The 13,189-nt window shown below is 38.5% G+C and carries 10 protein-coding genes; 6 read left to right on the top strand and 4 right to left on the bottom strand.

Annotated features, from left to right (window positions below; translation table 11 throughout):
• The 5 genes from IX38_RS22940 to IX38_RS08905 form a co-directional block, all read left to right on the top strand.
• The coding region (locus IX38_RS22940) for a hypothetical protein (protein ID WP_034703926.1) at window positions 1-708 on the top strand (708 nt) is incomplete at its 5' end.
• A gap of 55 nt (window positions 709-763) precedes the next feature.
• Window positions 764-1,324 (top strand): hypothetical protein, encoded by a 561-nt coding sequence (locus IX38_RS08920; RefSeq protein ID WP_394331180.1) that lies wholly within the window; start codon window positions 764-766, stop codon window positions 1,322-1,324.
• Window positions 1,324-1,893, top strand: coding sequence for a DUF6705 family protein (locus IX38_RS08915; protein ID WP_034703924.1), 570 nt, complete (start codon window positions 1,324-1,326; stop codon window positions 1,891-1,893). Before IX38_RS08920 ends, IX38_RS08915 begins: the two co-directional genes overlap by 1 nt.
• Window positions 1,894-2,172: 279 nt before the next feature.
• A complete protein-coding gene (locus IX38_RS08910; protein ID WP_034703923.1) occupies window positions 2,173-4,503 on the top strand; it encodes an ATP-dependent helicase in 2,331 nt (776 codons plus the stop codon).
• A gap of 523 nt (window positions 4,504-5,026) precedes the next feature.
• Window positions 5,027-7,753 (top strand): TonB-dependent receptor plug domain-containing protein, encoded by a 2,727-nt coding sequence (locus tag IX38_RS08905; RefSeq protein ID WP_034703922.1) that lies wholly within the window; start codon window positions 5,027-5,029, stop codon window positions 7,751-7,753.
• Between the two features lie 76 nt (window positions 7,754-7,829).
• On the opposite strand, the gene IX38_RS08900 is transcribed toward IX38_RS08905, so the two are convergent.
• The 4 genes from IX38_RS08900 to IX38_RS08885 form a co-directional block, all read right to left on the bottom strand.
• Window positions 7,830-9,671 carry a carbon starvation CstA family protein gene (locus IX38_RS08900; protein ID WP_034703920.1) on the bottom strand — a complete coding sequence of 614 codons (1,842 nt, stop codon included), beginning with the start codon at window positions 9,669-9,671 and terminating at the stop codon, window positions 7,830-7,832.
• Window positions 9,672-9,879: 208 nt separating this feature from the next.
• Window positions 9,880-10,902, bottom strand: a complete 1,023-nt coding sequence (locus IX38_RS08895) for an alpha/beta hydrolase (protein WP_034703918.1) — start codon at window positions 10,900-10,902, stop codon at window positions 9,880-9,882.
• Window positions 10,903-10,925: 23 nt separating this feature from the next.
• Complete coding sequence (locus tag IX38_RS08890; RefSeq protein ID WP_034703917.1) at window positions 10,926-11,309, bottom strand: DUF3037 domain-containing protein; 384 nt, start codon at window positions 11,307-11,309, stop codon at window positions 10,926-10,928.
• The gene (locus tag IX38_RS08885; RefSeq protein ID WP_034703915.1) at window positions 11,296-12,069 is read right to left on the bottom strand and encodes a HipA family kinase; all 774 of its coding nucleotides are present in this window, start codon (window positions 12,067-12,069) and stop codon (window positions 11,296-11,298) included. The genes IX38_RS08890 and IX38_RS08885 overlap by 14 nt, the downstream gene beginning before the upstream one ends.
• A gap of 141 nt (window positions 12,070-12,210) precedes the next feature.
• Here IX38_RS08885 and IX38_RS08880 point away from each other — a divergent pair, with 141 nt between their 5' ends.
• On the top strand, window positions 12,211-13,053 hold the full coding sequence (locus tag IX38_RS08880; protein ID WP_034703913.1) for an alpha/beta hydrolase family protein: 843 nt from the start codon (window positions 12,211-12,213) through the stop codon (window positions 13,051-13,053).
• Window positions 13,054-13,189 lie beyond the last annotated feature (136 nt).

Raw genomic sequence — 13,189 nt, 5'->3', positions numbered from 1 at the left:
CAAGGTGGTGGTGGTTCAGACCCCGGAGTAATAGGTGGAGATTGCGGGGTATATGGAAACTGTGGAGACGGAGGCGGAAACAACGCCCCTTCTAACCCGGAGCCACCAGAGGATCCCTGTGAGAAAACGAAAGGCATTGTTAAGAATCTCAAAAGTAAACCTGCAATAGACGATTTAAAAACAAAATCTACACAGGGAGGTGAAAATGGATATAAATTTAAGGCAGATGGGACACCTTCTAATTTAATAATTGGAAGTGAACATAGTGTAAATTTTGGTGACAAGACAGGATATGCAGGAGGATATCATAATCATACTCCTAAAGGAATACCTATGCTTTCCCCACCAGATATAGAGCAACTTCTTCAGTTTGCACTGGCACAAGGTAACTATGGGAATCCAAGTAATGCCTTTGTTGGAATGGTAGCACCCAATGGCATGCATTATGTAGCAACCTTCAGCGGAAGCTATAACGATGCATTAATTAGTTTTTCACAACAGGATTTGGATAATTTTACAGATAATATGGCAATAAGAAAAAGTATTTATAATCCTTCCACCCCCGAAGGATATGAAAAACTTTTTTTTGCAATACTAAATGAAATGTCACTTAATGGAAAGGTTAATTTACAAAGAGTAGAAAGTGATGGAATAAAAACAATAATTAAAAATAGTGATGGAACGATAACTGCTGTTCCTTGCTCCTAAAAAATAATATTATGAATAAAATAATTATAAAATTAATATCTGCATTTGTATTTCTTTGTATTTCTTTGTATTTCTTTGTATTTTTTCTTGTAAAGCACAACAAAACTATCCTTTGAAGACAGATTATACAGAAATACCGAACAATTCCTATTTAAAAGATGTTAATAATGAATTGGAAATATTTGTAGGAAATTATGTTGCTGATTTCCAAGATAAAAAAATTACATTATTTATAACAAAACAAAATTATCAGTTTTTTGACAGAGGCAAATATAAATATTACAAAGATGTATTATCTGTAAAATTTATTATTAAAAATACGTCAGGAATTACTCTTCAAGATACTCAAAGCATAACTTTCCAACCAAATCAGTTGAAAAACACCATATATAGTAGATGGGTAGAATCTGGTGATAATAAATTATTATTATATTATGGAGGAACAAATTGTGGTGTAGGCTGGGGAGATATTTATTTAAAGAAAATAAATTCTACACAAATTTCATGGGAATATCGTCCTAATGATATAATCCTAGATGATAGTAAATGTCCACCAGGAACAGATATAAATATTTATCTTCCGGAAACAAAGGACTTAATTTTCACTAAACAGTAATGAAAAATTTGGGAATATGTTTGGGAATTCTTGCTGTGTTTTCATGTAAAGCACAAACAATATATCCCTTATTAACAGATAATTCAAATATACCAGATCATTCTTATATCAAAGATCTAGATAATGAATATGATTCATTTGTAGGAACTTGGAAATCAAATTTAAGCGGTAAAACTGTAATATTGAAAATTACCAAAGTTTCAAAAAAACAATTACAAAAACTGGGGCAATCATATTATTCAGATGTTTTAATTGTCCAATATTCTGTTCAGGATAATAATGGAAATATAATTGAGAATAATATTAGTTCAAACTTGAACGATTATAAAATTATATCAACGCTATATAGTAAAAAAGCACATGTAGCAAAACTCTATTATCAAGGAGGTAAATGTCAAGTTGGCTGGGGAGGTATAAGTTTAAAAATGATTGATTCCACTCACTTTAAATGGAATTACCAACCTGAATCAACAGTTGTTACAAATAAAAACTGTTCAGATTATCCAGCTGGTGGTATAAAGATAAATTTACCATATGAGCCTGCTGATATAATTTTTACAAAACAATAAAGATGTAAACCGCTGAAAGGCGGTTTATTTTTATACATACTTTCTGTGCAAAATTGATTGTATTATTGGTGTGCTCAGAAATAAAGAAACAGAAGTAGAATTCAGGAAGCTGGATTCCGGAAACCTCTATTATGATGAAGTGATAGAAATATTCCGTAAAGCCTTTATGAAAAGTAATCTGAAGAAAGGCTGTGATTTTGTTTTTTAATGAAGTTCGTTATCATAATTTGAATTGTCCTTTGAATACATTAATTTTGTGTTCCCAAATTTTTTTGCAGTATGGATTATCTGAAAGGACTTAATGAACCACAATATGAAGCCGTTACCTCTCTACAGGGACCTTTGATGGTACTTGCAGGAGCCGGTTCCGGAAAAACGCGTGTGCTTACCATGCGTATTGCCCACCTGATCCACAACGGAATCGACCCTTTCAACATCCTGGCGCTTACCTTTACCAATAAAGCGGCCCGCGAAATGAAAGACCGTATCGCAAAAGTGGTAGGGGACAGCAATGCAAGAAGCCTATGGATGGGAACTTTTCACTCCGTATTTGCAAGAATTCTGAGAATTGAAGGTCATTATCTGGGTTATCCGTCCAATTTTACGATCTATGATATGCAGGATGCCCTGAATGTCATCAGAAAAGTGCTCAAAGACATGAATATCGACGCCGATCTTTATAAGCCTAAAAAAGTTCAGGCAAGAATTTCGACATACAAAAACAATCTGATCACGGTAAAAGCTTATTTCAACAATCCGGAACTGATGGAAGCTGATGAAAAAGCGAATATGAAATTCATAGGGCAGATCTACCAGAAATATGTAGAGGCCTGCTTCAAAAACGGAGCCATGGATTTTGATGATTTATTGTTGAAAACCAATGAATTACTTACCCGTTTCCCTGAAGTGCTGGCCAAATACCAGGACAGATTCAGGTATATCATGGTAGATGAGTACCAGGATACCAACCATTCCCAGTATCTTATTGTAAAAGCATTGGCTTCAAAATTTGAAAATATCTGCGTGGTGGGAGATGATGCCCAGTCCATCTACTCCTTCCGTGGTGCGAATATTTACAACATCTTAAACTTTAAAAAAGATTATCCTGATGCCATAACGGTTTCTCTGGAACAGAATTACCGTTCGACTCAGAATATTGTGAATGCAGCCAATGTTGTCATTGCGAAAAACTTACAGCAGTTTAAAAAGAATGTTTTCAGTGATAATGAAGAAGGCGACAAGATCAAAATATACCGATCACTTTCCGATGCCGATGAAGCCAATTTCGTGGCCGGAAATATCTGGGAGCTTAGGAACACGGACCAGAGAAAGTACAGTGATTTTGCCATTTTATACAGAACCAACTCACAGACTAGGGCATTTGAAGATGCGCTGAGACGTAAAAATATCCCGTACAAAGTTTACGGTGGACTTTCTTTCTACCAGAGAAAGGAAGTAAAAGATCTTATTGCTTACCTGCGTCTTCTGATCAATGAAAATGATTCGGAAGCCCTGATGAGGATCATCAATTACCCTACAAGAGGAATTGGCGAAACCACACAGAATAAATTAATTGTTTTTGCAGATTCCCATAATGTAACCATTTCACAGGTACTGGATAATCTGCCGATGTACGCTCCTCAGCTAGGCTTAAACAACGGTGTTTTAACCAAATTAAATGATTTCTGGTCCATGATCAAAGCCTTCCAGGTATTGCTGAAAACTGATACAGCCTACAGCGTTGCCATGGAAGTTGCCAAACGTAGCGGCCTGATTAAATTCTTAAAAGACGACCAGACCCCGGAAGGGATTTCCCGTGTAGAAAACGTGCAGGAATTGATGAACTCCATGCAGGGATTCATCGAAGAGCAGATGCAACTGGAAGACGGAGATCCTAGCCTTCCGAATTTCCTTGAGAATATTGCCCTTTCTGCCGATACCCAGGATAAAAATACAGATGATGATATGGTTTCATTAATGACCATTCACCTGTCCAAAGGTCTGGAATTTCCGGTAGTACACCTTGTAGGGCTTGAAGAAAACCTTTTCCCGAGCTTTATGAGTTCAGCAACAAGGGAAGATCTGGAGGAAGAAAGACGTCTGTTCTATGTGGCACTGACAAGAGCCGAAAAGCAGGTGTTTTTCTCTTATGCGGTTTCACGTTTCCAGTGGGGGAAAATCACAGATGCAGAACCTTCGAGATTCTTAAGTGAAATAGATGAAGAATATATTGAATTCTTAAATCCAGCAATGGAAAAAAGATTTATCAATACTACCGGAATCAAATCCAATATTTTTGATGAGCATCCTTCCGAACAGCGTTCTTTCAGAAAGGTTGAAAAGAAAACGATTGATAAAGGAGAAAGTTCAAAACCGGCATCTGAAACCAGAAAGCTGAAACCGGTCAGCACGGCGAAAATCATCAATCCAAGCGGTGCTTCTTCACAGGACATCGAGGTAGGAGATAAGGTAAGACACGACCGTTTTGGAATCGGGGAAGTTTCTTTCCTGGATGGAACAGATCCTCAGAACATTAAAGCTAAAGTGATTTTCATTCATGAAGGGGAGAAAAACCTCATCCTGAAATATGCTAAGCTTACAAAAATATAACAGTTAATTTTTCAGCATAGAAGCTGATGATAATATTTTAAAACGGATTCCATTTGGGTCCGTTTTTTTATTTATTAAACACAAATAGTACGAATGTTTTTCACGAATAACACAAATATATTTTGAGCTATAGTGATATTCGTGAAAAATATTTGAGTCATTAGTGGTTTGAAGCCCACTCATTTATTAACACAAATTTATCCTAAAAACTTTAACTTAAAAAAATATGACGGTCTGTTAATCAAGCCTATGGTAATATATCGCTTAGTCAAATCAATCAAAGATTTATTGCTCTTTGCCTGCCTAATAATACATCCTTGCAATTAATCTTTGCGTTAAAAAAATGAAAAAGTTCAGGACATCACTTTTTCTAACCTTATGATGGCTTAAAAAATCATATTACCCAATAGAATAAAACTATCTTAAATTTTCATAAAATAAAAGTCTATTAATTTTATAGACTAATAAAATTATTCTACATTTGCCACTCAAAAAATATAAACTATTAATTTGATGTAAGGGTATGAAAAATAAAAAGACTATTTTATCAGTTTCTGTTCTTTTCTTTCTGGGCACGTATGCCTTCGGACAGGAAAAAGAAAAAGACAGTGTAAAAACCAATAATGTAGAAGAAGTAGTGATACTGGGCTCAAGAGCCGGTGCCAGATCAAAAATAGACAGCCCTGTTCCGGTGGATGTTTTCAATATAAAAGAATCTTCAGTAGCTCTTCCGCAGTCCAGTATAGGACAGATTTTAAATGCGGTAGCACCGTCTTTCACTTCTACAATTCAAACCAATTCAGACGGAACGGATCATCTGGATCCTGCTCAGTTAAGAGGATTGGGGCCGGATCAGGTATTGGTTTTGGTAAACGGGAAAAGAAGGCATACCTCAGCGTTGGTTAATGTCAACGGAACACCGGGAAGAGGAACGGTAGGAACCGATTTGAACTCCATTCCTTCTTTCGCATTAAACAGGATTGAAGTATTGCGTGACGGTGCTTCAGCACAGTACGGTTCTGATGCCATAGCAGGAGTTATCAACCTTGAACTGAAAAAAGATATTGGTAAGTTAACAGGCCAGGTAAGCTACGGCGGAAACTTAACCCCAACTGCCAATGATCATACGGGAAATTTTGACGGACAGAATATCCAGGTAGACCTTAATTACGGGAATAAGATAGGAAATAAAGGAGGCTTTTATAATATTACATGGTCTTCACAGTTCAGAAATCCTACTTCAAGGGCCGGTGCGGAAAGCGGAGCAATTTATAATGCGTACAATGCGATTGAAAAACGTGCTCAGAATGACGGGGTAAACCTTTCTTCACTCTTTTCAAATATTAACAATGTTCCTAATTCCCAACAGCTCGTTAATTATATTCATCAGTATGCCCAGGGGGTAAATTATTTTTCTCCGGATCTTCAGAATCAGATTCAGGGAGCCAATACCATTGGTGCTTTGCAGCAACTTTTAAAAGGAGATGTTACAGATCAGGAACTGGCTTACAGAGGACTGAGCAGAAAAGATTTCAATATGCAGGTGGGACAGTCTAAACTTAATAATCATCAGCTTTTCGCTAATATTGAAGTTCCTATCAATGATAACTGGAAAGTATATTCTTTCGGAGGGTACAGCTTCAGACACGGAAGTTCAGGAGGGTTTTACAGAAAACCTAACCAAAGCAGAACGTTTACGGGATTGTATTCGGACGGTTATCTTCCTCAGATTGGAACGGATATCCAGGATTTGTCGCTTTCCGCAGGAATAAAAGGAAATTGGGACGGCTGGAATATTGATTTAAGTAATACATTCGGCCAGAATTCATTTACCTATAACATCAGTAATACAGGAAATACTTCTTTACGGTTTGCTTCTCCCAATGAGTTTGATGCAGGCGGTTTAAGGTTTTCCCAGAACACGGTCAATTTAGATTTCTCTAAAAAGTATGATGCCTGGAATGGGATTAATGTTGCCTTCGGAGCAGAGCACCGTTACGAAAATTTTAAAATAACACCCGGTGAAGAAGCGTCTTATGCGACTTATGATGCAGTAGGGAATGTGTGGAATAATACAAGTCCGAGAGCAACGGATTTCTTTGGAAATGCTCTTCCGGGAGGATCCCAGGTTTTCGGAGGATTTAAACCTCTCAATGCTGTGGACAAGAACAGGCAGGCTGTTGCAGCCTATGCTGATGTTGAATTCAATTTTACCAATTGGCTATTGGTTGATGCAGCAGCGAGATACGAGAATTATTCAGATTTCGGATCTACTTTTAACTATAAACTGGCTTCAAGGATTAAAGTGGCTCCGGATTTTAATGTGAGGCTGGCGGGTTCTACAGGATTCAGAGCGCCTTCCATTCACCAGATTTATTATAATGTGACATCTACATTGTATACCAACACTCAGCTTCTGGAAGTAGGAACATTCAGCAATGATTCGGAAATTGCCGGTTTACTGGAAATGCCAAAACTGAAGCAGGAAACTTCCAAATCTGCCAGTGTAGGATTTACGTACAGGATCCCTTCTGCAAGCCTTACTTTTACAGCAGACGGATATTTTACAAGAATCAACAACAGGATTATCCTTACGGACCAGTTTTTAAGATCGGATGTTCCGGCTGCAGCACAGGCTGCTTTTGATGCCCAGGGAATTAACGGAGCTCAGTTCTTTACCAATGCGATTGATACGGAAACAAAAGGAGTGGATGTGGTGATTTCCCATAATGCAAGGTTTTCAGGCTTAAAACTGGATAATAATTTTGCGGTTAATGTGAGTGAAACCCGAAAAGTCGGAGATATCCACTCATCAGGACTTTTACAGTCACCGAACCTGGAGAAGATTTATTTTTCTGAAAAATCGAGAGTGTACCTTGAAGAAGCGGTTCCAAGAGTAAAAGCCAGTCTATCTCATACCCTTTCGTGGAAAAATGCAAGTGTTTATCTTAGAAATACCTATTTCGGAAAAGTGACAGGTGCAGACATTATTGACACCAATAGTGACGGAATCATCGGGTTCAATGAACATCAGCAGATCGGAGACAAGATTATTACCGACCTTTCACTGGGCTACCGGTTTACAAAAAATGTAGGATTAACTATAGGTGTCAATAATCTCTTTGATATTTATCCCGATAAAAACCTTCCGGCATCGACCAACAATGACCAGTTTATCTATTCCCGTTCAACGTCCCAGTTTGGACAGAATGGAAGATATGTATTCTCAAGGCTTAACTTTAATTTTTAAATAAATCATAATTAGTAAACAAGACAGTCCGGATCATCCGGACTGTTTTGTTTTTTAGTGAATATTTTATCCTTGATTATCTCTCTACAAGCTCTTTTACAGGCTCTCCGTAGAAGTCAATCTCTGTCGTTTTGATCTGCATAAGCTGATACCATTTGATGAAAGCTCCGATAAATACAATGAGCATCAGGATCATGGCCGTTGCTGCTAAAGCTGCCAGCAGATACTGTTCCTTCGGAAGGTAGATTGTTGTTACCTGAATATAGCCTGCCCAGAACGTGATTACGGCCATAAAAACTCCGGGAATTGCAGAGCATAAAGCATATTTCCCTCTTTTCATCCGGATCAGCATTGTTGTACAGACAATCAGTCCACAGGCGGCCAACAGCTGGTTGCTGATTCCGAACAGCGGCCAGATACTGCTTACATTACCTGTAAATACCAGGTAGCCCCAGGCGAAAGTAAATAAAAGGCTGCTGATGATAATCCCGGGAACCCAGTTCTTATCATTGAATTTAGGAATGACAGAACCCAGCATTTCCTGTAAAAAGAAACGGCCTACTCTTGTTCCGGCATCAATGGCTGTCAGGATAAATACGGCTTCAAACATGATAGCGAAATTATACCAGTATGCAGTGAGTTGGTCCATATATGGAATCTTATTGAAAATGTGGGCCATTCCCACGGCCAAAGACACAGCCCCTCCGGTTCTTCCATGCAGTTCAATGCCTATTTTTTGTGAATAATAATCAATGTCTACACCATGCAGTGAAGGATGGGCGGCCAGAAAAGCATCATAGGATTCCTTCGGGGTATTGATGGCAAAATAGTCTCCGGGCATTAAGGTACATGCAGCGATCAAAGCCATTAAAGCCACAAAACCTTCTACCAGCATAGCTCCATAGCCTACAAAAAGGATTTCTTTTTCCTTATTAAGCATCTTGGGAGTTGTCCCCGTTGCAATGACTGCGTGGAAACCGGAAATAGCCCCACATGCAATTACAATGAAAATAAAAGGAAGCACAGGTCCGCCTATAACAGGTCCTCCGCCTTTCACGAATTCCGTAAGAGCCGGCATCTGGATCGTAGGATGAATGACAATAACCCCTACAGCCAGCATAATGATTGTTCCTATTTTCAGATACGTTGAAAGATAATCCCTGGGTACAAGGAGTAACCAAACCGGAAGCACAGAAGCCAGAAAACCGTACAGGGGTATAGCAATGGAGATTGTTTTTATATCCCATGAAAACAGGTTGTTTATCGTTTCATTCTGCATCAGGCTGTGCCCTCCAATGATTCCTGCCACTAAAAGTATACCGCCTAAAATGCTGGCGAAAAGTACACTGTTTTTTCTGTATCTCATAATAAGACCCATGATCACCGCAATAGGCATTGTAATGATCACCGTGAAAAGTGACCATGAAGCCTCATGCATTGCATTGATACAGGCCAATGATAAACCCGCCAGTGTAAGGATCAGGATAAATAAAATGGCAAAACCCGCAACGGTTCCGGTAGCCTTACCTATTTCTTTGGAAGCAATGGAAGCAAGACTTTGTCCTTTATGCCTTACTGAAGCAAATAAAACAACCATATCATGCACACCGCCGCCAAGCACACATCCGATCAGGATCCATAATGCACCGGGCAGATAACCGAACTGAGCAGCCAGTACTGGCCCTACCAAAGGCCCGGCAGCTGCAATTGCAGCAAAATGATGGCCGAAAAGTACATTCTTATTCGTGGCCACATAATCTTTACCGTCGGCAAATTCTACTGCCGGAGTAGTATTTTTATCATTAAGCCTAAGCACTTTATTGGCAATGAAGATACCGTAAAAGCGATAGGCGATTGCAAAAACAAGTACTGATACAAAGATCAGGGTAAGCGCATTGGTGTTATTCAGAAAATCCATATCATCTGTTTTTTTAAGGATGAATAATTAAAATATAGGATATTTTGTTAAGAATAATTTAAACAAAAGCCAAGTTAATTATTTTATGAATAAAAAAGATGAAATGTATAGTAAACTAGCAATTTTGTAAAATCCTATTGAATTTTATAATTTATAATATTGATTTACAGTTTTTTTATTGATATTATCGGATCGTAATGTATATGTTTTATTTTTTTTGAGACTGGATGAAATCCACCATCTGGTCGGTAAGCTTGTCCATATAAGCTTTATCCGTTGTTCCGAAACCGTGGATACCGTCTTCTACGATAATCAGGCTGTTTTGAATATGTTCTCTTTTAAGTTTCCTGTGAAGCTTTTTAGACTGCTTCATAGGCACTACTTTGTCTTTATTTCCCTGAACGATCAACGTAGGAACACCTGCCGAAACATAGCTTATGGGAGAAATGGTTTTGAAATAATCTATAGTTTTTCTTCTATCTTTTTTAATATCATAACCTGACAGCCCTCTCACAAGGTCCGTTCTGAGATCCACGATTTTCTTAACCGCCAGTCCGATAAAAAAGACAGGTACTTTTCCCAGCCGTGTATGGAGCAGTTTATTCATATCCGAAGGCCCATAATGATCTACCACGTAATTTACTTTTGCAGAATAAGAAGAAAGTTCCGGACTTCCCGTAAACTCATTATCTGGTGTGTAGGCCGCAAGCATCGACAGATGTGCCCCTGATGAAGCGCCAAAAAACCCAATATTGTTCGGATCGAAATTATACCTGGCCGCATTTTTTCTTACCCACCTTACAGCATCTTTAGTATCCTCCAAAGGAAGCGGAAAGTGGATGCTGTCATTCAGAAGTGTATAGTCGATACTGATTACTGCGTATTTCTTGTCCAGGAGCTTAGAAATGAAAGTCTCAATATAGCTTCCGTCTCTGACCATTTTATCCCCTTTTACCCAGGCGCCGCCATGTACATAGATCACCACGGGCATTTTACCGTCTGAACGGGTCTTAGGCGTATAAATATCTAATGAAACAGGATTCCCTTTTGAATTGATTTTATAGACGATATTTTCCGAGACCGATGATATTTCCGGCAGAAGACTGCTTTTCGCGGTTGTTGGTTCAAGCTGGTTTTGTGAATAACTTAAATTAAATAAACTTAAAGAGAAAACAAAAAACAGGTTTATAAAAAGCCTGTAGATTGATATTTTGTTTACTGACAATTTCATAGAATACTTTTTATAAAGGAGTGTTATTTTACTAACTCCTCAAAAAGTTTACCAAACGTCTTTTCCAGGTCTTTGGATTTTCCCGGGTGAGGTCTGGATGTCTGGACAGCGGAACTTCTTACAGCCGTCAGCCAGCGGAAACGTTCAGGAATATCCATCAGGGCAATCGGGCCGCCTTGCGGATCTCCGTCGGCGATTTTCCTGAAGCTTTCAAGATTCTGGATAACGTCGTCATAATCCAGTTTGCTGTGCATCAGCCTGAATTTATCCGGACATAAATAAAATTCCATGCGGATGAATTTCTCTTTTTTGGAAAACATCACAAGCCCGATATTGAAAAACTCCTCTCTTTCAACTTTCGGGACCAGGCGTATAACGGCGTATTCGTATATTTTATCCTCTTGCATTTTTAGCTTCGTTTACAAAGATTTGAGAGTTTTCTAACCTTGTTTTCAAAAACCTGAAATAGACCTCACGGATCTCTTTAGGGGTTTCATCGGCATCATTCCAATGGAGCCAGTCTTCAGGGATCAAATCGACGATTTCCCTGAACAGCTTATCATTAAGTACCTCATGAGCAAACTGATCCGCTTCATCCAACATTTTTGCTTTCGGAAGCAGAACATGATCTTTCACGTATTTGAACGGTGTTTTTGCGGCCGTATCAAAATTCTGCCATGAATGGTGAAAATAAAAGGAAGCTCCGTTGTCTATGACCCAAAGTTCTTTGTGCCACATCAGAAGATTCGTATTTTTGAAAGTACGGTCAATATTGGTAATGAATGCATCCAGCCAGACAATTTTTGAGGCCAGGAGAGGGTCTGCCTGCACGCCCGGGTCATAGGTGATAGAACCCGAAAGATAATGCAGGCCCAGATTCAGGCCTTCCGAAAACTTCAGCAGGTCCTGGATTTCGTCATCAGCTTCCGTTCTTCCGAAATCGACATCCAGGTTGGCAAATACCAGCTCAGGAATCTTCAGTCCCAGGGCTTCCGTGATCTTGCCTCCCAAAAGTTCAGAGATCAGCATCTTTACTCCGTGGCCGGCGCCCCGGAACTTCAGTACATATTTAAAATCATCATCAGCTTCTGCCAAAGCAGGAAGAGATCCGCCCTCTCGTAAAGGCAGGATGTAACGCATGACGGTTACCGTTCTTAAATCCAGCATACTGCAAAATTAAGGTTATTTTATAAGTATTTAATCAATTACAGTATAGAAGGTCAACTTTTCCGGGTAAATATTTTTTTATATATTTAGGTTAATGTGAATACTGTAGATATAATTTAAGAATCATAATTAAATTTTCATATGAAATTGATAAAAAACCTTAATATAAAACTCGAAAATCCGGAAACCAGGAAATTTCTTGCTGATGCCATTTATCCCGAAACCAATGAAAAGCTACCCTTAGTGATCTTTGTTCATGGCTACAAAGGCTATAAAGACTGGGGAGCATGGAACCTGATGGCTGAGAAGTTTGCTGAAGCAGGATTTTTCTTTGTGAAATTTAATTCATCCCATAACGGAACCACTGTTGAAGATCCTCACAATTTTGGTGACCTGGAAGCTTTTGGAAACAATAATTATTCAAAAGAGCTTTCGGATCTCGGTGTTGTGATCGATCATTTTGTGAAAAATCCCAATGTAGACGACCAGAAAATTATTCTGATGGGGCACAGCAGGGGCGGTGGAATTTCCATTATAAAAACATGTGAAGATGAAAGAATCAACGGGCTTATCACGCTGGCAAGTGTAGATACCCTGGAACGGTTTCCAAAAGATGAAGCTCTGGAAAACTGGAAAAAAGAAGGTGTATATTATGTGCTGAACGGAAGAACCAAGCAGGAGATGCCGCATTATTACCAGTTTTATGAAGATTTTGAAAAAAATGTCCACCGTTTTGATGTGGAAAGAGCGACAGAAATGGCCAAAGCTTATGTATTGATCATCCACGGAACTCATGACGAAAGCGTAAGTGTAAAAAATGCAGAGCATCTTCATATTCTTAATCCGAACTCAGAATTGTTTTTAGTTGAAAATGCGGATCATACTTTCGGGTCAAAAGAACCCTGGACGGAAAAATTTCTTCCTAACAACCTGAATATCGTTACAGAGAAATGTATTGATTTTATTAATAAAAATATGAGGTAATGATAAACAAATATTTATAAATCATTCAGTTGATTTTTAAGTTAAACAACGGCGTTATAGATTATTTAACTATAAAAGAAGCAACAAGTTATTTGATGAAGCGAGCCGTTTGGTAAATTAATTTTTTCAGTTAACA

Source organism: Chryseobacterium luteum, from assembly GCF_000737785.1.
GTDB classification, from domain to species: Bacteria; Bacteroidota; Bacteroidia; order Flavobacteriales; family Weeksellaceae; genus Chryseobacterium; species Chryseobacterium luteum.
Note: the sequence above shows the minus strand (reverse complement) of the source record. Positions and strands in the feature narration are given on the sequence as shown.